Here is a 25,703-nt window from a genome sequence, read left to right as displayed (position 1 = left end):
TTTATACAATTAGTATATAAACGTTTCAACTTTTAAACCATTCAATAAATGCCATTTTATCATAAATTAGGGAAAATTCCACCAAAACGTCACACGCAGTTTAAAAAACCAAACGGTGACTTCTATTACGAGCAATTGTTTGGTACTATTGGTTTTGACGGTATGTCTACCAACAGTTACCACGAACAACGACCAACACAAGTAAAAGAAATAAAAAAACAATATAGTGTTGCACCTAAAATTGCGAAAGCAAACAATATGCAATCGTATCGTTTGCATGGTTTTAAAGTAAAGCCAAAAAACGATTATTTAGACAGTCGTAAAATTGTTTTGACCAACAGCGATTGTAATATCATTTTAGCTGCGCCAAAAGAATCAACTAGAGATTATTTTTATAAAAATACAGATGCAGATGAGTTGATTTTTATTCATAAAGGCACAGGCAAATTAAGAACCATGTTGGGTAATCTCGATTTTAAATACGGAGATTATTTACTAGTGCCAAGAGGTGTTATTTACAAGATGGATTTTGATACAGAGGATAATCGACTATTTATAGTAGAATCTTACCGACCAATTTACACGCCAAAACGTTATCGAAATTATTTTGGACAACTATTAGAACATTCACCATTTTGTGAGCGCGATTTGCGTCAGCCACAAGAATTAGAAACGTATAATGAATCTGGTGACTTTTTAATAAAAATAAAAAAGCAAGGTGATATTTTTGAAATGGTCTATGCATCGCATCCTTTTGATGTTGTAGGTTATGATGGCTATAATTATCCTTATGCCTTTTCAATCCACGATTTTGAACCCATAACAGGACGTGTGCATCAGCCACCACCTGTGCACCAAACTTTTGAAACCGATGCCTTTGTAATTTGCAGTTTTGTGCCGCGATTATACGATTATCATCCACTTGCTGTGCCAGCACCTTACAATCATAGTAATATAGATAGTGATGAGGTCTTGTATTATGTAGATGGTGATTTTATGAGCAGAAACGATATTGCTGCAGGTCATATTTCTCTGCATCCAGCTGGTATTCCTCATGGTCCACATCCAGGTGCTATGGAACGCAGTATTGGTAAAGTGAAAACAGACGAATTGGCTGTTATGGTAGATACCTTTAAACCATTACAGGTTACGGATGAGGCTATGAAAATAGCAGATGAAGATTATTACAAATCTTGGTTAGAGCATTAAAAAAACTAAATTAAATAAAAACTCAACACTCCCAAATTTGAGTTCCTTTCTCTGTGAAGGTTAATATGGGCTTTTAACATGAAAGATATTAAAAATGTAAACTACGGTTTAGAAAAAATATTCGAAGGCGCACAAGATTTTTTGCCGCTTTTAGGTACAGATTATGTAGAATTTTATGTTGGTAACGCAAAACAAGCTGCTCACTTTTATAAAACAGCATTTGGTTTTCAATCGTATGCATATAAAGGTTTAGAAACGGGTTCTAAAGATTCTGTGAGCTATGTTTTAAAACAAGATAAAATCCGATTAGTACTCACAACACCTCTAAATAGTAAATCTGAAATCAACAAACACATCGTTCAACATGGTGATGGTGTTAAAGTTGTAGCCCTTTGGGTAGAAGATGCACGTAAATCTTATGAAGAGACTACAAAGCGAGGAGCAAAATCATATATGGAACCAACGGTTGAAAAAGATGAGTTTGGTGAGGTTGTAAGAGCTGGTATCTATACTTACGGAGAAACTGTGCACATGTTTGTAGAGCGTAAAAATTACACAGGCACATTTATGCCTGGTTTTGTTGGATGGAAAAGTGATTATAATCCAGAGTCAGCAGGTTTAAAATATATAGATCACATGGTTGGTAATGTAGGTTGGGGAGAAATGAATACTTGGGTAAAATGGTATGAAGACGTTATGGGCTTTGTTAACTTTTTATCTTTTGATGATAACCAAATTCACACAGAATATTCAGCATTAATGAGTAAGGTGATGAGTAATGGTAATGGTCGTATTAAATTTCCAATTAATGAGCCAGCAGAAGGAAAAAAACGTTCTCAGATTGAAGAGTATTTAGACTTTTACGAAGGGTCTGGAGTGCAACATATCGCTGTTGCAACGGATGATATTATTACAACAGTATCAAAATTAAAATCAAGAGGTGTTGAGTTTTTATCTACACCACCAGAAGAATATTATAGAGCAGTTCCTGGTCGCTTAGAGGAGCATAGCCATGCACTAAGAGAAGATATTGAAACTTTAAAAAGTTTGGGTATTATGATAGATGCTGACGAGGAAGGTTATTTGCTGCAAATATTTACAAAGCCAGTAGAAGATAGACCAACACTTTTCTTTGAAATTATTCAAAGAATGGGAGCACGAGGATTTGGTGCAGGTAACTTTAAAGCGTTATTTGAGTCTATTGAGCGAGAACAAGCCAAAAGAGGTACGCTTTAACCTGATTTTTATTGTTTTGTTATATTTGGAATAGTAATTGTATTTAAGATAATTGTAACACTAAAAATGCGTTACATTAATTATATTTACAAACTAGGAGTTATGAAATATTTATTTACCATAATATTATTTTTTATAGGAATCGAAGCCACAAGCGTTGATGAGCAATCGGCTTTTCAGGATGGTGAATGGTTTAAATTTGAAATGAGCTATAGTGGTTTTTTAAAAGCCGGAAACGCTACAATGACCGTCAAAGAATCTAATTTAGATGGCAAAGAAGTGTATCATGTAGTAGGTAAAGGTTGGACAACAGGAGCAATAAAATGGTTTTTTAAAGTAAAGGATCGCTATGAAAGTTATTTTGATAAGGAGACTGGTGTGCCTTATAAGTTTATTAGAAAAATAGACGAAGGTGGGCATACTAAAGATATCGAAATTAAATTTGATCACAAAAACAGAAAAGCTGAGGTACATAATAAAAAGAAGAAAAAGGTTACCACGGTAGCTACCGAAAAAGATGTGCAAGACATGGTTTCTATGTATTACCATCTGCGTAATAAAATCGATATGGCATCTTTAAAGAAAGGTGATGAAATAAAAACAAATATGTTTTTCGATGAAGAAAATTACGGCTTTAAACTGAAATATTTAGGAGAAGAGACTATTAAAACCGAATTTGGTAAGGTAAAGACTTTAAAGTTTAGGCCTTACGTTATGGCTGGTCGGGTTTTTAAAGAAGAGGAGAGTTTAACATTATGGGTAAGTGCAGATAAGAACAAAATTCCTTTAAAGATACAAGCAGATTTAGCTGTAGGTTCTTTACGTGCAGAACTGGTTTCTTTTAAAGGTTTAAAGCACTCCTTTCAAATAGAATATTAAGATTATTTAGTATATGGCAGAACAAGCTAATTACGATGAAATTATAAAAGAACTTCAAGAGAAGTATACAAAAATTGATCAAGATACAGACGACCATTTATACGGCTTGCTATATAGCAAGCCGATTACATATTGGGATTATATACAGACAGATGCGTTATTGAATTTACAGATACAACGCACAACGCTACCAGATGAAATGGTATTTATTGCTTATCATCAAATTAATGAGTTGATTTTTAAAATGATACTTTGGGAAATTTCTCAAGTAGCAGAAAAAGAAGATTTAGATGTTACCTTCTTTGAAAACAAGCTTATGCGAATTAGTCGATATTTCGATATGCTGTCTACATCTTTCAATATTATGAGAGAAGGTATGGAAGTTGAACAGTATATGAAATTTAGATATACATTAACGCCTGCAAGTGGTTTTCAAAGTGCGCAATATAGATTTATTGAATTTTCATCTACCGAATTGATTAATCTTATCGATTATAGATTTAGGAAAGATATAGATAGAGATACACCTTTTACGCATGCTTTTGAGCACTTATATTGGCAAGCCGCAGGAAAAGATCATAAAACAGGAAAAAAATCGACGCTTTTAGTTAATTTTGAAAAACGTTATAAGGATGAATTTTTAAGGTTTATGAAAACCTATAACACTAAGAATCTTTGGACACGTTTTAAAGAACTTCCTGTAAAAGACCAGAAAAATGAAGAGCTTATAAAAGCTATGAAACATTACGATTATACTGTAAATGTTTCTTGGGTAATGGCTCATTACAATGCTGCTAAACATTATATAGATAGTGGTATTGGTGATGGTGAAGCTACTGGTGGAAGTGATTGGAAAAAATATATGCATCCAAAATACCAGAAACGCATTTTCTTTCCGGAATTGTGGAGTGCAGACGAAATTGAAAATTGGGGAAATAATTTATAATTAGCTTAATTAATGCAGTTAAAACCATTAACCGTAATAGTAGTAATTGCTATAAGTATTTTTGCTTGCAAGGAAGATAATTCAGTGGAAATAGAATACAACAAAGAACTTGCTGAAATAGTTGAAGAAGAAAAAATTCTTGAATTTGGGTTTGATCGTAAAAACTATGAATTTAAACGTGACACCATTAAAAGTGGTGATACGTTTGGTGTAATCTTAGAACGTAATAATATTGGGTATCCTGATATTTTTCAAATTGCTGAAAAAGCAAAAGATACGTTTGATATCAGAAAACTTCAAGTAGGTAAACCATATACCTTACTTTATGCTAAGAAAAATTTAAAAGATAGCATTCAGAAGCCTACAACATTTATTTATCAAAACAACTTAGAAGATTATGTTGTTATTGATTTTAGAGATTCCATTCAAGCTTATAGAAGTAAAAAACCCGTCACTTATGTTGAAAAAACAGCAACAGGTATTATAGAAAGTAGTATTTCTTCAACTTTGGAAGATAAAGGTTTAAGTCAGAAGTTGGCTTACAAAATGGCAGATGAAATTTATGCTTGGACTATTGATTTTAGACGACTGCAAAAAGGTGATAGATTTAAAGTTATATACACAGATAAGTTTATTGATGATTCTATTTATGCAGGTGTTCATAATGTAAAAGCAGCATATTTTGAGCATAATGGTGATTCTTTATATGCTTTTGAATTTGAAACAGATTCTATAAAAGGAATAGTGGATTATTTTAATGAAGACGCTAAGAATTTAAGACGTGCATTTTTAAAAGCGCCTGTTCAGTTTAGTAGAATATCATCGCGTTATAATCTAAAAAGACGAATCGCTGTTTATGGCTATAAAGTTCGTCCACATAAAGGAACTGATTTTGCTGCACCTATTGGTACGCCAATTATGGCAACAGCAAACGGAACTGTTGTAGAATCTACAAGACGTGGTGGAAACGGAAAATTTGTTAAAATAAGGCATAATGATACGTACAGTACTCAGTATTTGCACATGAGCAGACAAGCCGTAAAAAAAGGAGAGTTTGTAAAACAAGGAGATGTTATTGGGTATGTTGGTATGACAGGTAATACGGGTGGTCCACATGTGTGCTATCGTTTCTGGAAAAATGGAAAACAAGTAGATCCATTTAAACAGAAATTGCCAGAAGCAAAACCTATTTCAGATAGCTTAAAAATTAAATACCTCGAATACGTTAAGCCTATAAAACAACGATTAGATGATATCTTTTTCTTGGAGGCGGAACCAAAAATAAAAGAAAACACAATAACTGAAGATCCAATTTTATAACTAAAATAATGGCATTAAAATCAACGAACCCAACCACAACAGAAGCTTGGAAAAAATTGCAAGCACATTTTGAAACTATTAAATCTCAGCATTTAAAAGATATGTTTAGTTCTGATGCTAATAGGGCAGATGAATTAACCTTAACGTGGGAAGATTTTTATGTCGATTTTTCTAAAAATAGGGTCACAAAAGAAACTGTTGATTTGTTAATTGAATTAGCAAATGAGCTTGATTTAAAAGATGCAATTTCAAAATATTTTGATGGTGATATTATTAATGCCACAGAAGGCAGAGCCGTTTTGCATACAGCTTTAAGAGCGCCAAAGGATGCAACTGTTTTAGTTGATGGTGAAAACGTAATTCCTGAAGTACATGAAGTAAAGAAAAAAATAGAAGGTTTTACAAATTCTGTAGTCAGTGGAGAACATAAAGGACATACTGGTAAAGCTATAACTGATATTGTTAATATAGGTATTGGTGGTTCTGATCTTGGACCAGCTATGGTTGTAGATGCACTTCAGTTTTATAAAAATCATTTAAGCACACATTTTGTTAGTAATGTCGATGGTGACCATTACCAAGAGGTTATTAAGAACTTAAACCCTGAGACAACCCTATTTGTTATTGTATCAAAAACTTTTACAACTCAAGAAACATTGTCTAATGCAAATTCAATTAGAGCTTGGTTTTTAGAATCTCAACCAAAAGAAGCTGTTGCAAGCCATTTTGTTGCTGTTTCTACAAATATTGAAAGCGTTAAAAACTTCGGAATTGATGAAGCTAATATTTTCCCAATGAAGGATTGGGTTGGTGGTCGTTTTTCACTGTGGAGTGCTGTAGGTTTGTCTATAAGTTTAGCTGTAGGTTATAAGCATTTTGAAAGTCTTTTAGAAGGTGCGCACAAAATGGATGAACATTTTAAGACTACTGATTTTAATGATAATATTCCTGTAATTTCAGCATTATTAACGGTTTGGTACAATAACTTTTTTGAATCTGAAAGTGAAGCTATAATTCCATATACACAATACTTAAATCAGTTTGCAACCTACCTTCAACAAGGTATAATGGAGAGTAATGGTAAAAGTGTTGATAGAGATGGAAAGAAAGTCAACTATCAAACGGGAACTTTAATTTGGGGAGAACCAGGTACTAACTCTCAACATGCATTCTTTCAGTTAATTCACCAAGGAACAAAATTGATTCCAACGGATTTTATAGGTTATGTTGAGTCTTTATATGGTAATAAAGACCATCATAATAAATTGATGTCTAATTATTTTGCGCAAACAGAAGCATTAATGAATGGTAAAACGGAATCTGAAGTTTTATCAGAATTAAAAGAACAATCTGCATCAGACGAAGAGATAAAGCAACTTTTAGCCTTTAAAGTATTTGAAGGTAATAAACCTACGACATCTTTATTAATTCAAAAGTTATCTCCAGAAAGTTTAGGAAAACTAATTGCTATGTATGAACATAAGATTTTTGTACAAGGAATTATTTGGAATATTTATAGCTATGATCAATTTGGTGTTGAGTTAGGTAAACAACTAGCAAAATCTATCTTAAAAGAACTTACTGTAGACGGTATTGTTGGCAATCACGATACATCTACTCAAAATTTAATTTCTTTTTTTAAGGACAATTGTTAAAAATTGTTAAAAAGTTTTAATAAAAGTTATTATGCATGCATAAAATTTGAGGATTTTATAATTATTTTCGTTTTGCTTAATTGTTAACGTTTTCATAATGTTATAGAAGTTGGAATGTTTAATTTTGCGCTAATTATAAAACCAATTAACTTAAATTTTATATGAAAAAATTTAGTCATTTTTTATGTTTTGTTGTTTTAACATGTTTAACAACATTTGCATATGCCCAAACCACTATAACGGGTAAAATAATTGATAGTGACATGAGCTCACCACTTCCTGGTGCTAATATTGTAGTAAAAGGAACAACAAATGGTGCAACTACAAATTTTGATGGTGAATTTACTTTGAAAACTGATTTAAAATCTGGAGAAGTAATAATCTCTTACGTAGGTTTTGTGTCTCAAACTATTGCATTTAGTGGAGATACAGATTTAGGAACAATTAAATTAATGTCTAGCAATGTAGGTTTAGACGAAATTATGATTGTGGCTTCTGTTGCTGTAGACAGAAAAACTCCTGTTGCCGTTTCAACTATAAAAGCAGAAGAAATTGCTATTAAGTTAGGTACACAAGAATTCCCTGAAATTTTAAAATCAACTCCTGGTGTTTATGCAACAAGACAAGGTGGTGGTTATGGAGACAGTAGAATTAATCTTAGAGGATTTAGTTCTGAAAATGTAGCTGTAATGATTAACGGTGTTCCTGTCAATGATATGGAAAACGGTGCTGTTTACTGGAGTAACTGGGCTGGTTTAGGTGATGTAACTTCTACATTACAAGTACAAAGAGGTTTAGGTGCATCAAAAGTAGCTGTAGCTTCTGTAGGTGGTACAATTAATATTATTACAAAAACAACTGACGCAGAGCAAGGTGGTAGCTTTGGAACTAGTATTGCAAACGATGGTTATTTAAAATATGGAATGACCTATTCTACAGGTTTATCTGATAAGGGTTTTGGTGCAACAGTTAGCGCATCTAAAATTGCAGGTGACGGTTATGTTGATGGAACTGAGTTTTCAGGATACAACTACTTTTTAAGTTTAACGCAACAAATAAATGATGCACATAGGGTTTCATTTACTGCGTTTGGAGCACAACAAGAACATGGTCAACGTTATAACCGTTCTACAATTGCGGAATTACAAGATACAGATTCTGGTCCTCAAAAAGCGAACAGAGATTGGGGTTATAAAAATGGTGAAGTATATCATCAATCATATAACTTTTATCACAAACCTCAAATGTCTATAAATCATTTGTGGAATATTAATGATAACTCTGCATTATCAACAGCAGTATACGCTTCTTTTGGTTCAGGTGGTGGACGTAGAGATGAAGGTTCTAAAATTGGATCTGATGATTATAGAATTGGATCTTCTGGATTAACACCAATTGATTTTGATAAAGTAATTGAGGAAAACCGTGCAAATGGAGTAAATGGTTCTTCTGATATTATTTCTTCTTCTAGAAACTCTCATGAGTGGTACGGTATATTATCTACGTATAAAAATAAAATCAATGATAACTTAACAATTTCTGGTGGTCTTGATGGTCGTTCTTATGTTGGTTCTCACTGGTACCAAGTAGATGATTTATTAGGAGGACAGTTTTTCTTAGATAATGAAACTGATACTTTTGCTTTTGGTAAGCCTCTTAAAGTTGGTGATAGATACAACAAAGATTACGATGGTGTTGTGTTAAGATATGGTCTTTTTGGACAAGCAGAATACCAAGTTAATGAGTCTGTAAACTTGTTTGTAGCAGCAGATGTTTCTAACAGTAACTACAAGCAGAAAGAATATATGAATAATACTATTACAGGAAGTAGATCTTCTGAAGCAGTAAACTTTACTGGTTATGGTATTAAAGGTGGTGGTAACTATAACTTAGACGGAAACAATAATGTTTTTGTTAATGTAGGTTACTTTTCTAAAGCACCATTTTTAGATGATGTATTTTTAGATGAAGACGGAATTGTACCGAATGCAGATGCAGTAAACGAAAAAGTATTTAGTGCAGAATTAGGTTACGGTTTCCGAGGTGAAAAACTTAGTGCTAATGTAAATGTTTATTACACAAATTGGTTAGATAAATCACTTGGTGGCTCAATTGGTACAGGTGAAGATTTATTTTTCTATAACTTACAAGGAATTGATGCATTACACCAAGGTCTTGAAATCGATTTTAGATATAGAGCAACTGATAAAATTACAGTAACTGGTATGGCTTCTTTAGGAGACTGGCAATGGAAAAGTAATGTTTCTGCAGATATTAGAGATCAAGCAGGTGATGTTATTGATGTAGTTGAGGTATATGCTGAGGATTTAAAAGTAGGTGATGTTGCTCAAACAACATTTGCTTTAGGTGTCAATTATAAATTAGCATCTAAGTCTAACATTTATGTTGATTATAACTTTGCAGGAGATAACTACTCTTCTTATGATGTAACAAATAGAGGTAGTTTAGATTTACCAGATGTATGGAAACTTCCTGATTTTGGATTATTTGATATCGGTTTAAGACATAGTTTTGAAATGGGTTCATTTGATGCTACTTTAATAGGTAAAGTAAATAATGCTTTCAATACAGAGTACGTTTCTGATGCTAATGACTTAGATGGAACTTCTAATACGGCTCAAGTTTATTTTGGTCCTGGTAGAACTTATAGTGTTGGGTTAAAAGTTAATTTTTAAAAAATTATGAAAATGAAAAGAATAATTTATTGTTTAGCAATTTTAGGTATAACCTTGATCGGTTGTAATCCTATGGAAGATATTTATGACGGATTAGATTCATCAGCCGAGCCTATTGTAGGTTCTGAATCTTACACTCTTGTAAGTGATGATTATGACGAATTAGAATTAAGCTATGGTAGCTTTAATTCAATTGATGAAGCAAAGACATTATTGCCAGGTTTCTTGGCTGATAAATATCCATTTTGGGGAGAAGGTTCTTCTGTTGTAGTTGGTTATGAGTTATATATTGGTAATGCAGAAGGTGTTAGTGATTTTACATCATCAGATATTTATGAATTTACAAACTCTGATTATGCAACTACAGGCAGTGATGCTTTCGGATTTTATCCAGATGTAAATGCAACTAATGAGATTCCTGCAATATTAGATGCTCAGGTTACTAGTCCTGCAGAAGGACAAGTGATTTTAGCAAAGTATGATCAATATACTGAGACTCCAGTAGTAGGATTGGCAGACTTAGTTGCTTACAACTTCGCTGGAAGTATGGAAGGCTTTACGATTGGTGAAGAGTTTGGCGCTGATGAAGTTTGGACATCAGAAACAGGTTACGTTCAAGGTAATAGTTATTTTGGTGGACAAGTTGCAAATACGGAATGGTTAGTCTCTCCTTCGATAGATTTATCTTCTGAAAGTGATCTTAAGTTTCAAATTACTCATGAACTTGATTATGCAGGTGATGCATCATTACTTAAAATAATGGTTTCAACCGACTATACAGGTGATGTTTTAACAACAACTTGGGATGAAATTACATTAGCTAATCCTGCAACTGGTGATATGGCTTCTTCAGAAGATTATGATTTTTCTGCATATGATGGTGAAACAATCAATATAGCTTTTAAATATGAGTCTACAGATTCTGATGCTGGAAGATGGAGAATTGAAAGTATGGCTATTAAAACTTTAGGAGCAACAGGTGATACTAACTCTAAAGGAGAATACTTTATGTATTCAGGTGGTTCTTGGGAAGCAGTTGAAGGTGTTTATTACTTAAGCTCTAAAGATTTTGATTCAATGGGTGAAGGTTACAATCAACCAGGTCAATATGACAACTTTGGCAGTTCTGTGCCGCCTGATAACTATTTACCAACATTCTTAAGTTTAAACTTCCCTTATGCACAAGAGGATGAAGAATTATTTGTAATTTATGATTATTACTCTAGTTCTAGTGGAGCACAAAGAAGAGGAAACTTATATACTGTAACTGGTGGTGAATTCGTTGGACATGAGTCAACTATTTCTACGACTTTACAGTTTGGTTTTGAAAACGGTCTTTGGGTACCAGATAATACTATTAGATATACATTAACTGCTGCTGATTATACATTAATAGCTGCTGAATTAGGTGAGACTTATCCTGATGCAACAAGTAGTATGAGTAACTACGGTAATATGGATAGAAGAGCAGGAAACGTTGCAGAGTGGACAGACCCAATGGTTTTAGAAGCAGTAGCTGTTGTTTTAAATGACATTGATCCTTCTGCTGCTGAAGAGCAAAAGTATATCGTTACTATAGAGATATATAACGGAAGTAATACAACAGAAGACTTTGCTGTTATTAAGATGGGCGGAGAATGGGTTTACCAAAACTAAGGTAAGTACTAGATATTATTTTATACATAAAAAAATGCCACTGAATTTCAGTGGCATTTTTTATTACATGTTATTTTTAATTTATTCTTTCCAATGAACACTCTCCATTATATGCTTAATATCCTTTTTTAAATACTCTGACGCAGGATATATAGAGTCATAATTAGGTTTAGCATAGAAGTACAAAGAACCGCTTAAAAAGTGCTTAGTGCTATCTGTAACGTAGAATTGAGATTGTGATGCTGCATCACCTCCAATTTCGTATAACATGCCGTAAACCTTGTTTTCTTTACTCTCAAAATCCTTGTAAGAAATCTCATCAGCCTTAATGGTATGTTTTTGTGTGAGGTTCTGCGCATCTCGCAACAAACTATCTAAATTTCCATTTTTAACCTCTTTATAAGTTAAGTAAATAGTTGCTTTTAAAGCAGGATATTTAATATCAATACCATTAGTAGAACCAGCAGTTTGCACTGTGCTAATTGGTTTTGCAAGCTTATTCTTTTCAAAAGAAAATGGTAATGGAACTATTACCTTTTCATAGCTAGCATTGGGATATTCTAATCTTAAATAACCTTTTGGTTTTGGCAATGGATCATTACCACAACTAAGCATTAATAGACTTAATAAAGGAAGAGCTAATCGTTTCATTTGTTTATTTTTTTGTCCGACATAAATGTTTTATCAGTAATCATTCTTCTTAATAATACTACTTTCAACCTGTCGTTTTATTCTAGTTATTCTAATAATGTAAGTTTAATCTGCTTTATACGCTTGCGCTCCAAAGACTCTATTGTAAATACGTAATTTTCAAAATTTATTTTACTTCCTATTCTTGGGAAACCTCCTGAGATTTCTAATACAAATCCTGCCAGTGTTTCAGCCTCACCTTTTTTGGCTTCAAAAAATTCAGCATCAGTATCAATACCAACTATTTTGTAAACATCTTTTAAAGGTGTTTTACCTTCAAAGCTATAGTTGTTGTCGTCTAGTTTAGTGTATATTAAATCTTCATCATCATACTCATCACTAATATCACCTACAATTTCTTCAATAATATCTTCGAGTGAAACCAAACCAGAGGTTCCACCATATTCATCTACAACAACTGCTAGATGTACTTTTTTGGTTTGAAACTCTACCATTAAGTCATCTAATTTCTTATTTGCAGGTACAAAAAATGGTTCTCTTAGAATGGTAGTCCAATCAAAAGTTTTCTTATTTAAATGTGGAAGAAGATCTTTTACATAAAGTACGCCTATAATGGTGTCTATACTTTCTTCGTATACTGGAATTCTAGAATACCCATTATCAATTATTTCTTTTATAATAGTTTCAAAAGGTGTATCAATACTTAGCGCAAATAAGTCCATTCTAGGACGCATTACTTGCTTGGTATCTGTATTACCAAAGGAAACAATACCTTGTAATATCTTTTGTTCTTCTTGTGTTGTGTCTTCTTGATTGGTTAATTCTAAAGCTTGTGATAATTGATCTACACTAAGGTTAGAACGTTGTTTTCCAAATTTATTCTGAATTTTAATCGTGACATAACGCATCGGAAGACTAAGAGGCGACAACATAAAGTCTAAAACCTTTAAAGGCCTAGACATAAATGAAGAGAATTTTACACTATTTCTACTTGCATATATTTTCGGAATAATTTCGCCAAATAATAAAATTAAAAAAGTAGCTGAAACAACTTCAACTAAAAAACGAACAAGTGTATTTGTAATGCTATCAAAAATGGTTTCACCAATAAAAGCAAATAACAATACAACGGCAATGTTTATAAAGTTATTAGCCACTAAAATTGTTGCTAATAACTTTTTTGGACGTTCTAATAGCTTGGCAATAATTTGCATTGCTGGCGAATCGTTTTCTAAACCTTCATTTAAATCCGATTTGGTAAGTGAAAACAATGCAACTTCAGCTCCTGAAATTAAAGCAGAACAAATTAGTAAGACAATAAGTAAAACAATACTCGATATAAACGAGGTATTGATAATTAGAGAATTTATGAATAAAACCGTGGGTTCTGGGTCCAAGACAATGTTAGTTTAGAAATTAAAAAGGTAAATCATCATCACCTTTTGGTGCTTCATTTATTGGAGCAGATTGTGGTGATTGAGGATTAGAAGCTGGTGTATTTGTTTTTTGTGATTGTTGCTGATCCGTTTTTGGTGTTAAAAACGTAAATTCATCACATTGAATTTCTGTAGAATAACGTTCCATGCCTTTATCATCTGTCCATTTTCTAGTCTTAATACGTCCTTCTATATAAATTTTATCACCTTTAGATAAATACTTCTCACAAATTTCAGCTGCTTTATTTCTTACAACAATATTATGCCATTCGGTATTAGTAATTCTCTCATTAGTTTGTTTACTAACATAAGACTCACTTGTAGCTATAGGGAAACGACCAACACAATTTTTATCATCAAAATAATGCATTTTTACTTCGTCTCCTAAATTTCCGATAAGCATTACTTTATTTAATGTTCCAGCCATAATATTCAAATTTAAGTTGCAAAGTTACTCATTTGTATAATCACTACTTTAAAAGTACTAAAAAAATGTGATTTCTTTTAGATTCTAAAATTTGAAGCTTTCAATGAAGTCACTAATTAGAACAGGAGCAGGATATTTAGTGAGAGAATTAATAGGAATTGCTTCAATAGGTAGCTGTTCTGCCTCGATAATCCAGAATTTAGTATACAGATGCTGATGTGACAATTTATGCACAATATCTGTTTCATTATATAGAGCATAATCTTTAAATGAGGTTTTTAATAAAGTATCTTCAATATTTAAAAGTTGAAATTCATCTGAAGTTAGACTCTTTTCAGATTCTATTAAGGGAAATTGATAGAGGTTTTGCCAAATACCTTTATGAGTTCGTTTTTCAAAGAGTATTTTATTGTTTGAATCAATACAAACTAAAAAGTTGAAATATTTAGTCGTGACCTTCGTTTTTTTCAATTTAACAGGTAGTACATCCACTGTTTTTTTCTGAAGAGCAACGCAACTCGCTCTTAAAGGGCAGCTATCACAGTCTGGATTTTTGGGTTTACATTGTAAAGCACCAAATTCCATAATTGCTTGATTATAAATATCTGGTTGCTCAGTATCTATTAAAGTAGATGCTAATTTTTTAAATTCTTTGATTCCTAAAGTTGAATTTATAGGCGTGTCAATTCCGAAGTAACGCGACAGAACACGGTACACATTGCCATCAACCACGGCAGCAACTTCATTAAATGCAATAGAAGAAATTGCGCTTGCCGTATAATCACCAACACCTTTTAGTTTTAGTAAATCTTTATAATTGTTAGGAAACACACCATTTAGCTCATTTACAATATGTTTTGCAGTAGTATGTAAGTTTCTGGCTCTAGAGTAATAACCTAGACCTTGCCATAATTTTAAAACCTCAGTTTCTGAAGCAGAGGCTAAATCAAAAATTGTAGGGTATTTAGACACAAAAGCTTCATAATATGGTTGGCCTTGTTTTACCTGAGTTTGCTGTAAAATTATTTCTGAAAGCCAAATGTTATATGGATTTTTAGTTTTTCGCCATGGTAATTCTCTTTTGTTTATTGAATACCAGTTAATTAGTGTAAATTTGAAATCCATTTTGCTTTTTAAGGGTTAAAGCAAAATTAATTGTTTATAGGCTTAAATTTTAATTAATTACGTTTGAAATATTGAAATTAAATTACCTATATTTGCAATCCCTTAGAATTTTTATAGTAACCCTAAAACTAATAATAATGACAAAAGCCGATTTGGTAGCAAAAATATCTGACAAGTTAGGTATTGAAAAAGGTGACGTTCAAGCAACGGTTGAAACCTTTATGGAAGAAGTAAAAACATCTTTAGAAAGCGGAGATAACGTTTATTTAAGAGGTTTTGGAAGTTTCATCATTAAAACAAGAGCTGAAAAAACAGGTCGTAATATTTCAAAGAATACTACAATAAAAATACCAGCTCACAACATACCAGCATTTAAGCCTGCTAAAGTATTTTTAGAAGGTGTTAAATCTAATGTTGAGGTTAACTAAGAAAGCATTTAAAACAAAATATTAATTAAAAAGCATTATTTATTATGCCAAGTGGTAAGAAAAGAAAAAGACACAAGGTAGCGACGCACAAGCGTAAGAAACGTAGACGCGCTAATCGTCACAAGAAAAAATAAATTGAAAAAAGTAGTTTTAAAAACTACTTTTTTCAGTTTTAAAGAAACGTTCTTTGATATAGAATTTGCGGCATTTAATAGAGTGAGGCAAATTTGTTGGATATTACATCCTGTGTCAAATAATTTAGTAAACTCCATCTATCTCAATTAAGAGTTAGATATAAATTAACATTATGAACAATGAATTAATCGTAAGATCGAGTTCAGATATTGTTGATTTTGCTTTATTAAAAGATGGAAAACTTATTGAATTACACAAAGACGAAGAGGATAACAACTTTGCGGTAGGTGATATTTTTATTGCCAAAATTCGCAAGGTTATTCCTGGTTTAAACGCTGCGTTTGTTAACGTTGGCTATGAGAAAGATGGTTTTTTACACTATCATGATCTAGGACCGCAATTGCCTTCACTTTTAAAATTCATTAAGCGTGTAAGCACAGGGAAACTTAAGGATTATACCCTTAAGGACTTTCCTATGGAGAAAGATTTAGATAAAAATGGTAGCATAGCAAATGCTATTAAATCTAATCAATCCTTATTAGTACAAGTAGTAAAAGAACCAATCTCTACAAAGGGACCACGCATTAGCTCAGAATTGTCTATTGCTGGAAGATACATTGTCTTAGTACCTTTTTCTAATCGTATTTCAATTTCTCAAAAGATTGATTCGCAAGAAGAAAAAGATCGCTTAAAAAGACTAGTAAAAAGTATCACACCTAAAGGTTTTGGAGTTATTATTCGTACAGTAGCAGAAGGCAAAAAAGTTGCCGAGCTCGATAGTGATTTACAAAATTTGCTGGATCGATGGACAGCAATGTGTAAAAAGTTGTACAAATCACATCACCCAACTAAAGTACTGGGAGAAATGAACAAAGCATCCTCAATTCTGAGAGATATCTTTAATGATTCATTTTCTGGTATTGTTGTAGACGATGAAGAAATGTATGTACAAGTAAAAGATTATGTGCAACAAATTGCACCAAACAAAGAGTCTATAGTGAAATACTATAAAAATGGTGTTCCTATTTTTGAAAAATTTGGCATTGAACGTCAAATAAAAACATCATTTGGACGAACCGTATCTATGGCAAAAGGCGCCTATTTGGTTATAGAACATACTGAAGCCCTTCATGTTGTAGATGTAAACAGTGGTAATCGCTCTAACAAAGAGAAGAACCAAGAAGATACTGCCTTAGAAGTCAATATGATTTCTGCTCAAGAAATTGCTCGCCAATTACGTTTACGTGATATGGGAGGAATTATTGTTATCGATTTCATTGATATGGGCAAAGCAGAGAACAGAAAAAAGCTTTTCAATTATCTTAGAGATGAGATGAAGGATGATAAAGCAAAGCACAAAATATTGCCGCCGAGTAAGTTTGGTTTAGTGCAAATAACCAGACAACGCGTTAGGCCAGAACGCAATATTAAAACGAAAGAAGAAAATCCTAACCTCGTAGGAGGCGATGAAATCGAAGCACCAATTAAGGTGATAGAACGTATTAATCAAGACCTAGAGCGCATTTTCAAAAAAGACTATAAGAAGGTAACACTTAATACACACCCTTTTATAGCAGCCTTTTTAACCAAAGGGTTTCCATCAGTACGTTCAAAGTGGTTTGTTGAACACAAAAAATGGGTAAAAGTTTTACCTAGAGATGCTTACACTTATCTTGAATACCATTTTTATGATAAAGATGGTAACAAAATCAAATAATATCTATTAGAAAAGCCCAATTGAGAAATCAATTGGGCTTTTTATTTTTATAATAATTCTTTTATTATTTATATCGTCTTCTAGTATTCCAAATCAATGAACTTGTATTACTAAATATTTTAGTTTTTGTTCCGACCTTATTTTCTCCTACTGTTTTGATACTATTTTTCATGCTGTCTTTATTAAATCTATTTTAGCTTTTGCTTTTAAAACTGAGCTTGTATTTATTTGTAACGTCTTTTTGTATTCCAAACCATTGCACTTGAGTTACCAAATTTTATTGTTCTTGTTCCAACTTTACTTTCTGCTACTTTTCTATTACTTGTTTTCATAATCTATTTTATTTTTAATCTATTTGGGGTTCATTTTAAATCGGGTGCAAATTTACGTACCATATAAGCCTTAGAAAACAATAGATTTAATAGATATATGCTCTATATTAACCTTGTTCGCTTTTTTTTAACAAAAAATCGGTCAAAATAAAATAACTCAAACAAAAAGCCCAACTAAATTTAGTTGGGCTTTTTGTTTAATATATAAATTGTGATTAATCTCTAGACATAAATATTCTTAAGATATACCAGAATAATAACATCAATGAAGCAAATAACCCTAATGCAGCAGGTATATAATCTTCTACACCATATTTCTTAACTAAGTTCGATGTTTGGTATAATATAGAACCTCCAGCAAGTAAACACATACCTACAGAAAACCATAAACCTAAGTTAAAACCAAAAAGACTTCCAGCTATAATTAATCCAATAGCAATAAAGAAACCAATAGTTAAACCTGTCTTTAAGAATGAAAAGTCCTTTTTAGTTAATAACACAGCTGCAGATAGACCTGAGAACAATGCTAGCGTTACAATAGAAGCTTGATATAGAATTTCTGTACCAGAATCCATATATACCGCAGCAATGTAAATCATTGGTACAAAAATAAGAGCTTCAAAAAAGATATAGATACCATAAGCTAAATATTGTTTGTTTTTATCTGTTGTGCGTAATGCCATACTTTCGGCATAATTAGTAGCTAACATAAATCCACCAAGCATAATCAACCATTTATAACCTTGAGTCATAGAAAGCATAAATTCGATTAATGTTTCACTTTGCAATAATAAATATTCAAAAAGTATAAATACAAGGACGCCTCCAGCAACATGCGAATATGTTTTTTTATAAAATGCTACACGTTCTACTTCAGATAGGTCGCCTATTAGTATTTTTGATGATGAGTGGTTTGGGGTTTGGTTTTCCATAATAAATTAATATGATTAGTTATATAAATGTAGGTGATTTCGGAATTTAAAACAAAATAAAAGCCTTGAAAATCAAAGCTTTTATTGTTTATTGAAATAATATAGATTGTAAAATCTATAGAATTTTATCGTCTGTTTAGGAATATGCTAACAAAATAAAGTAGGGTTGCTAAGGATCCTAATGCAGCAACTAAATACGTTCTTGCAGCCCATTTTAAAGCATCCTTCGCACCAGCTTGTTCTTCTCTTGTTACCATGTTTTTATTCTCTAACCATGCTAATGCTCGGTTACTGGCATCGTATTCTACAGGAAGTGTAATAAATGTGAATAATGTAGTAACACCAAATAGAGCAATACCAATTAAGAATACAGTGTTGCCAAATACTGTACCAGAGGCAGATAAAAATAGTCCAGCCATAATAACAATATTAGATAGTTTACTACTAATACCAACTGCAGGTACAATTGCAGATCGCATCTTTAACCAACTGTAGGCTTGTGCATGTTGTACTGCATGTCCAACTTCGTGAGCGGCAACAGCAGCAGCAGACGCATTACGCTGATTATACACAACTTCACTTAAGTTAACTGTTTTATTTTTTGGATTGTAATGGTCCGTTAATTGGCCTGGTGTAGAAATAACTTCTACATCATAAATACCATTATCAGCCAACATTTTTTCAGCAATTTCTCTTCCGCTTAATCCGTTTCTTAAACTAAGTTTAGAGTAGTGCTCAAATTTGCTTTTTAATTTTTTACTTACAAAAGAACTTACTAAAAAGATAACTCCTGCAATGATATAATATCCCATCATAATTTTAATCGACTTTGATTTACAATTGTAAATATAGCAAATAGTAAGCCAAATTTTGGTTAGGCAAAATTGTCAGTAAAATTATGACGGGAAATGTGTTTATATAGCATCTACAGACCAGTTAAAGGCTTCTGCAATTTCTTCATATACAATTTTACCATCAACAATGTTTAAACCTTTTGCTAACATTTCATCTTTTTCACAAGCTTTTTCCCATCCTTGGTTGGCTAAACGAAGCACATAAGGTAAAGTGACATTAGTTAAGGCTAAAGTAGAAGTATAAGGAACTGCTCCTGGCATATTTGCAACACAGTAGTGTACAACATCATCTATAATAAAAGTTGGGTCTTCGTGAGTTGTAGCTTTGGTAGTTTCCATACAACCACCTTGATCTACGGCAACATCAACCAATACAGTTCCTGGTCGCATGTCTTTAAGCATATCTCTCGATATTAATTTTGGTGCTTTTGCACCTTTTAGTAAAACACCACCAACAATTAAATCATGATCTTTTATACGTTTTCTAATATTGTATTCACTTGAAAATTCAGTGACTACGTGGCTTGGCATCACATCGTTTACATAACGCAATTGTTTCATGTTAATATCCATCACTGTAACATGAGCTCCTAAACCTGCAGCCATTTTAGCAGCTTGTATACCTACAACTCCTGCTCCTAAAACTAAAACTTTTCCTGGTGGCACGCCTGGTACGCCTCCTAATAATACACCACGTCCTTTAATAGGCTTTTCTAAGTATTTGGCACCTTGTTGAATGGCCATTCTACCAGCAACCTCAGACATTGGTGTTAATAATGGTAAAGAACCATCTTTATCTTCTACCGTTTCATAAGCAATACAAACGGCTTTACTTTTTAACATGGCTTTGGTTAGAGGTTCGCTAGAAGCGAAATGAAAATAAGTAAATACCACATGATGCGATTGTATTAAAGGATACTCCTCAGCAATAGGTTCTTTTACTTTTACAATCATATCACTAGATGCATATACGTCTTCAATTGTGTCTAAAACAATTGCTCCTGCATCTATATAATCTAGGTCCGAAAAGCCACTGCCAAAACCAGCATCTTTTTGCACGTAAACGACATGTTTGTTTTTTGTTAATTCAAAAACTCCAGCTGGTGTCATACCAACTCTGTTTTCATTGTTTTTGATTTCTTTTGGGACTCCGATTTGCATTTTTTCGTAGATTTTGTGATTAATAGCTTTCGAAAATTACTATTAATAAATCTGTTGTTCCAAATTTCAATGTTAATTTGAAATCACTTTTACGGAATTAATATATTTATGTTAATATTTTGAAAATTCCTGAAAACAGTTCTGATTTTCAGTGTAATGTGATATTCGACAAATGTATAATACTTTCGATAATTTGAAATAGCCTATGAAATGACGTAAATATTTTAATAAAGAAAAAGTGAAAAAAGAATGATTTGGTATAGCAAGGGTCTCGATACAAAATTGTAGAAAAAACAATTTCACTCGAACTGACGATTTATAAATTTAGTTTTTAGTGCATTGTGTTACTTCGAGTAATTTGTAAGGAACGAGCAAATTGTATAGAGAAGCTGAAAACTATTAATCCTTACTCGGAGTTATTAAGGTTTGAATGACTCGGTTATTTTTAAAAATTATACTAAGCTGTTTAATGTCGCCATTATCATATATGTCTCTCTCGCCTACATAATAATTAAATTGGTTTACTTCGTTATAATTAGGTTCTTTTGGATAGCCTAATTGCTTAATCACCTCTCTTTTTGTGTCATTAATAAATAGATTTCTTTCAATAATGTCATCTAGCATTTCATAACGTCCCATAGGACTTTGTTTCCAGCGTTGTTCTGAAAAACGATTTTCAAAAAAGTAATGTAAAGAGCTGCTAATTATAAACGCAGAAAAGAGTATTAAACCTATTTGATTTACCTGATTATTTCGAAAATCAAAATAATCCTTAAGAGGTTTACGCTTGTTTTTAGGTAATGGTTTGTCTAATGTTGGTTTATCCGAAATCATGAGACTATTCTTTCACGAGTTCAGCATAACTTAAAAAATAAGCTTCTTCGCAAGGTGTCATGGCATGCGGATAATTTGGAATAAGAATAATGCCTTTAGGTGTTAAACTCCATGTTTTGTATTGCCAATAACTGTTATCAATAAAAGTTTCGCACTCTTCATCTTGTACGTCATTTTCAGATTCTTGATATTTGCTTTTTAATTTTTGAAAAAAATCAACTTTTGGGTATAATGCTTCAATCTCATCTACAACCTCTAAAGTTTCGAGATTAAAATTATAACCAACATTGCCATGAGAAGGGTGCGCACCACCACAATAAACGCTGTAATATTTTAAGTAGCTTATAAATTTATCATTGACTAGGTTGATTTCGTATGAAATTTCAAACCAAGAACTACAATCTAAATTATCTTTAGCATCAACAAGATGAATAGCATCTAAAATAGGATTGAAAACAGCTCTTTGTTCTTTTGTAAATCCATTACCTAATCTAAATAAGGGTAGTTTAGAATATTTTTCGTGAAACCAAACCAATTGTTTGTCCTTATAATTGGCGATGCTATCTTTAATAAAGGTCAGTTTAGGATTTCTAAAGTCTTCTAAGGGTTCTTGTTCTGTTTCGGTTAAGACGACTTTGTAAGTTTTATCTTTTAATTTAAAATTACCTACGAGTTGATTGCCTTTTTTTGTTAATTCAAAAACTTCGTCTGCATCAATAACCTTTTCAGGCATAAAATAATAACCATCTATTAAAGTGATTTTATCTTTTTTGAAATCACCAGATATAGGAATACTTAAAAGTTTAGAATCGTAAAAATAATAGCCTTCTAATTCGCCAGCAGTGGAATCTTTTTCGTGAGGATAAACATTAACTTCTAAATGGATAGGATAATTACCAATAGTACCATCATACGCTTGAGACCAACTAATAATTGGTAAGCATATGATGATATATTTTAGTAGTTTACCCAACAATATTTACAATTTTACCAGGCACTACAATTACTTTTTTAGGTGTTCTACCATCTAATTGTGCTATAGTTTTCTCATGAGCCATTACTGTTTTTTCAATCTCGTCTTTAGGCATATCCATTGGTAATTCTAGTGTAAAACGCATTTTACCATTAAATGAAATAGGATATTTTTTGCTGCTTTCTACTAAATGACTGGCATCAAAAACTGGGAAAGGCGCAGTAGAAATAGTATCGTTATTTCCTAATTGACTCCATAATTCTTCTGCAATATGTGGTGCATAAGGTGAAATTAAAACTAATAATGGTTTAAGTATTTCTTTACTTGTACACTTTTGAGCGGTTAACTCATTTACGGCAATCATAAAGGTAGAAACAGACGTATTGAAAGAGAAATTCTCAATATCTTCTTGTACCTTCTTTATGGTTTTATGTAATGTTTTTAAGTTGTCTTTTGTTGGCTCAGCATCATTTACTTTTAAACCATTTTCACCAACATATAATTTCCATAGTTTCTTAAGGAAATTATGTACTCCTGTAATACCAGCTGTATTCCAAGGTTTGTATTGTTCTAATGGTCCTAAGAACATTTCGTAAAGTCTTAAGCTGTCTGCTCCGTAATCTGCAACAATGTTATCGGGATTAACCACATTGTATTTTGATTTGGACATTTTTTCTACTTCGCGACCAACTTTATAAACACCATTTTCAAGAATAAATTCAGCATCTTTAAAATCTTCACCAAATTCTCCATCCGTTTTTAAACCTTCAATATCTAATTCATCGGAAGCATTTACATATTGTACTTTTACGTGAAGTTTATCAATGTTTGCAACATGAATATTAACGCTCTCGGCTGTATTGTGATTTTCTTGGTATGATTTGATTTTTTCTAAAACTTCTTTAGTTTCATACTTATCTAAATAGTTTTCTTTAAAATATTCATCAACCTCAATAAGAGATTTTTCTTTGACTAAATTTTCAGAAATATATAAAGATGGTAAAATGTTACTTATTTCTTCAAGATGTTTTTGTTGTTCTTCTTTATTAGCTATTCCTGCAGAATTTAAAGAATGATTGACACTAAATTTCACCCTATAAACAAAAGCACTAGTCCCAAGTATCATCCCTTGGTTAATCAACTTTTTAAAAGGCTCTTCAACATTTACAAAACCTCTATCTTTTAATAATTTCACCCAAAAACGAGAGTAGAGTAGGTGACCTGTAGCATGTTCGCTACCACCAATATATAAGTCTACATTCTCCCAATACTTCAGTGCGTCTTCACTTGCAAAAACACCATCTCTATTAGCAGCATCTTCCATATAACGGAAGAAATACCAAGAACTTCCTGCCCAACCTGGCATGGTGTTTAGTTCTAGAGGGTGAATAGTTGTATGGTTTATCTTATCATTGGAAACCACAGTATTACTTTCAGTGTCCCAAGCCCAAACGTCTGCACGTCCTAAAGGTGGTTCACCTCCTTCGGTTGGTAAATATTTTTCAACTTCTGGCAATACAATTGGTAAATGTGCTTTGTCTATCATTTGCGGCATGCCGTTAACGTAATAGACTGGGAATGGTTCTCCCCAATATCGTTGTCTAGAGAATACGGCATCACGCAAACGGTAATTGGTTTTGCCTTCGCCTTGTCCTAATTGCTCTAATTGATAAATAGCGAGTTTAGACGCTTTTTTATACGCTAATCCGTTTAAGAAATCACTATTCGCGATTTTTACATTGTCTTTAGATGCATAAGCTTCTTTAGAAATATCAACACCTTCAAATATATTTGGAATAGCAATATCAAAATGTTTTGCAAAATCGTAATCACGTTGGTCTCCACAAGGAACTGCCATAACTGCACCTGTTCCATAGCTTGCTAAAACGTAATCGCCAATCCAAATTGGAATTGGTTCTTTAGAAAATGGATGCTCAGCGTATGCACCTGTAAAAACACCAGAAATAGTTTTTACATCTGCCATACGATCGCGTTCGCTTCGCTTTGCTGTTTTTTCTATGTAAGCTTCAACTTCAGCTTTTTGTACTTCGGTTGTAATTTTTGATACTAATTCGTGTTCTGGTGCTAAGGTCATAAATGATACTCCAAAAATAGTATCTGGTCTTGTGGTAAAAACGTCAATGATATCATCATGACCATTCACATTAAAAGAAACCGAAGCTCCAACCGATTTTCCAATCCAATTTTTTTGTATGTCTTTTAAAGCATCTGTCCAATAGAGATCATCTAAACCTTGAAGTAAACGTTCTGCATAGGCAGAAATTCGCATGCTCCATTGGGTCATTTTTTTTCTAACCACAGGATGTCCTCCACGTTCTGAAACTCCGTTAACTATTTCGTCATTAGCTAAAACAGTTCCTAATGCTGGGCACCAGTTTACTTCCGTTTCGGCTAAATACGTTAATCTATATTTTAAGAGAATTTCTTGTTGTTGTTCTGATGAGTAGTTATTCCAATCTTCAGCTGAAAAAGACTCAATATCATCATCACAAGCTGCATTTACAGTTGTGTTTCCTTCAGAAGCAAACTTCTCAACTAACGTGTCAATATGTTCTGCTTTGTTAGAATCGTTATTATACCAAGATTCAAACAATTGAATGAAAATCCATTGGGTCCATTTGTAATATTCAGGATTTGATGTTCTTACTTCACGGCTCCAATCGAAAGAAAACCCAATTTGGTCAAGTTGACGACGGTACGTTTTTATGTTCGCTTCAGTAGTTACTGCTGGATGCTGACCTGTTTGAATCGCATATTGTTCTGCAGGCAATCCAAAACTATCATAACCTTGTGGATGTAAGACGTTAAACCCTTTGTGACGTTTGTAACGCGCATAGATATCACTAGCAATATATCCTAATGGATGGCCAACATGTAAACCTGCTCCAGAAGGATAAGGAAACATATCTAATACGTAGTATTTTGGTTTGTCGCTTGTGTTTGAGGCTTTAAACGTTTGGTTTTTTGCCCAATAGTCTTGCCACTTTTTTTCTATAGTGTTAAAATCGTATGTCATTGTCTTGTTTTCCTTGTAATAATGGCGCAAATTTAATAATAACCATCTAAACAGCCTATTTTTA

General features: G+C 32.6%; 20 protein-coding genes. 10 read left to right on the top strand and 10 right to left on the bottom strand.

All coding sequences use genetic code 11. From position 1 onward, the window contains the following. The first annotated feature begins 48 nt into the window (after positions 1-48). The 8 genes from Q0807_RS02290 (at position 49) to Q0807_RS02255 (ending at position 11,597) form a co-directional block, all read left to right on the top strand. On the top strand, positions 49-1,209 hold the full coding sequence (locus Q0807_RS02290; RefSeq protein ID WP_299105899.1) for a homogentisate 1,2-dioxygenase: 1,161 nt from the start codon (positions 49-51) through the stop codon (positions 1,207-1,209). A 78-nt stretch (positions 1,210-1,287) separates the two neighbouring features. Continuing rightward, positions 1,288-2,445: a 4-hydroxyphenylpyruvate dioxygenase gene (gene hppD / locus Q0807_RS02285; RefSeq protein ID WP_299105897.1), complete on the top strand. Its 1,158-nt coding sequence runs from the start codon at positions 1,288-1,290 to the stop codon at positions 2,443-2,445. 102 nt (positions 2,446-2,547) lie between these two features. Beyond that, a complete protein-coding gene (locus Q0807_RS02280) occupies positions 2,548-3,324 on the top strand; it encodes a DUF3108 domain-containing protein (protein WP_299105895.1) in 777 nt (258 codons plus the stop codon). Positions 3,325-3,337: 13 nt separating this feature from the next. Next, positions 3,338-4,270 carry a tryptophan 2,3-dioxygenase family protein gene (locus tag Q0807_RS02275; protein ID WP_299105892.1) on the top strand — a complete coding sequence of 311 codons (933 nt, stop codon included), beginning with the start codon at positions 3,338-3,340 and terminating at the stop codon, positions 4,268-4,270. 12 nt (positions 4,271-4,282) lie between these two features. Continuing rightward, positions 4,283-5,590, top strand: a complete 1,308-nt coding sequence (locus tag Q0807_RS02270) for a peptidoglycan DD-metalloendopeptidase family protein (RefSeq protein ID WP_299105890.1) — start codon at positions 4,283-4,285, stop codon at positions 5,588-5,590. Between the two features lie 8 nt (positions 5,591-5,598). Further along, positions 5,599-7,245 (top strand): glucose-6-phosphate isomerase, encoded by a 1,647-nt coding sequence (gene pgi / locus Q0807_RS02265; protein ID WP_299105889.1) that lies wholly within the window; start codon positions 5,599-5,601, stop codon positions 7,243-7,245. A 161-nt stretch (positions 7,246-7,406) separates the two neighbouring features. Then, positions 7,407-9,941 (top strand): carboxypeptidase-like regulatory domain-containing protein, encoded by a 2,535-nt coding sequence (locus tag Q0807_RS02260; RefSeq protein WP_299105887.1) that lies wholly within the window; start codon positions 7,407-7,409, stop codon positions 9,939-9,941. Between the two features lie 12 nt (positions 9,942-9,953). After that, complete coding sequence (locus Q0807_RS02255; RefSeq protein WP_299105884.1) at positions 9,954-11,597, top strand: choice-of-anchor J domain-containing protein; 1,644 nt, start codon at positions 9,954-9,956, stop codon at positions 11,595-11,597. A gap of 81 nt (positions 11,598-11,678) precedes the next feature. Here the strand turns inward: Q0807_RS02255 and gldD are convergent, their stop codons facing one another. The 4 genes from gldD to mutY all read right to left on the bottom strand — a co-directional run bounded on the left by gldD (position 11,679) and on the right by mutY (position 15,236). Continuing rightward, positions 11,679-12,248 carry a gliding motility lipoprotein GldD gene (gene gldD, locus Q0807_RS02250; protein ID WP_299105881.1) on the bottom strand — a complete coding sequence of 190 codons (570 nt, stop codon included), beginning with the start codon at positions 12,246-12,248 and terminating at the stop codon, positions 11,679-11,681. Between the two features lie 86 nt (positions 12,249-12,334). Beyond that, positions 12,335-13,645: a gliding motility-associated protein GldE gene (locus tag Q0807_RS02245; RefSeq protein ID WP_299105879.1), complete on the bottom strand. Its 1,311-nt coding sequence runs from the start codon at positions 13,643-13,645 to the stop codon at positions 12,335-12,337. Positions 13,646-13,664: 19 nt separating this feature from the next. After that, on the bottom strand, positions 13,665-14,111 hold the full coding sequence (locus Q0807_RS02240) for a single-stranded DNA-binding protein (RefSeq protein WP_299105876.1): 447 nt from the start codon (positions 14,109-14,111) through the stop codon (positions 13,665-13,667). Between the two features lie 84 nt (positions 14,112-14,195). Then, entirely contained in the window at positions 14,196-15,236 is a 1,041-nt protein-coding gene (gene mutY / locus Q0807_RS02235; protein WP_299105873.1) for an A/G-specific adenine glycosylase, read from the bottom strand. Between the two features lie 137 nt (positions 15,237-15,373). Between mutY and Q0807_RS02230 the strand changes: the two genes are divergently transcribed. Both Q0807_RS02230 and Q0807_RS02225 read left to right on the top strand, forming a co-directional pair. After that, complete coding sequence (locus tag Q0807_RS02230; RefSeq protein ID WP_008270198.1) at positions 15,374-15,664, top strand: HU family DNA-binding protein; 291 nt, start codon at positions 15,374-15,376, stop codon at positions 15,662-15,664. 307 nt (positions 15,665-15,971) lie between these two features. Further along, positions 15,972-17,516, top strand: coding sequence for a ribonuclease E/G (locus tag Q0807_RS02225; RefSeq protein ID WP_299105870.1), 1,545 nt, complete (start codon positions 15,972-15,974; stop codon positions 17,514-17,516). 547 nt (positions 17,517-18,063) lie between these two features. On the opposite strand, the gene Q0807_RS02220 is transcribed toward Q0807_RS02225, so the two are convergent. The 6 genes from Q0807_RS02220 to Q0807_RS02195 form a co-directional block, all read right to left on the bottom strand. Continuing rightward, positions 18,064-18,780, bottom strand: coding sequence for a Bax inhibitor-1 family protein (locus Q0807_RS02220; protein WP_299105867.1), 717 nt, complete (start codon positions 18,778-18,780; stop codon positions 18,064-18,066). A gap of 125 nt (positions 18,781-18,905) precedes the next feature. Further along, positions 18,906-19,595 (bottom strand): zinc metallopeptidase, encoded by a 690-nt coding sequence (locus Q0807_RS02215; protein ID WP_299105864.1) that lies wholly within the window; start codon positions 19,593-19,595, stop codon positions 18,906-18,908. 99 nt (positions 19,596-19,694) lie between these two features. Then, on the bottom strand, positions 19,695-20,795 hold the full coding sequence (gene ald, locus Q0807_RS02210; protein ID WP_299105861.1) for an alanine dehydrogenase: 1,101 nt from the start codon (positions 20,793-20,795) through the stop codon (positions 19,695-19,697). A gap of 399 nt (positions 20,796-21,194) precedes the next feature. Next, complete coding sequence (locus Q0807_RS02205) at positions 21,195-21,629, bottom strand: hypothetical protein (RefSeq protein WP_299105858.1); 435 nt, start codon at positions 21,627-21,629, stop codon at positions 21,195-21,197. Positions 21,630-21,633: 4 nt separating this feature from the next. Beyond that, entirely contained in the window at positions 21,634-22,602 is a 969-nt protein-coding gene (locus Q0807_RS02200) for a hypothetical protein (protein ID WP_299105854.1), read from the bottom strand. Then, entirely contained in the window at positions 22,595-25,639 is a 3,045-nt protein-coding gene (locus Q0807_RS02195; RefSeq protein WP_299105851.1) for a leucine--tRNA ligase, read from the bottom strand. The genes Q0807_RS02200 and Q0807_RS02195 overlap by 8 nt, the downstream gene beginning before the upstream one ends. Positions 25,640-25,703 lie beyond the last annotated feature (64 nt).

Source organism: uncultured Winogradskyella sp. (assembly GCF_947495255.1).
GTDB lineage: Bacteria > Bacteroidota > Bacteroidia > Flavobacteriales > Flavobacteriaceae > Winogradskyella.
The sequence above is the reverse complement of the archived record's forward strand: the minus strand, read 5'-3'. Positions and strand labels throughout refer to the sequence as shown.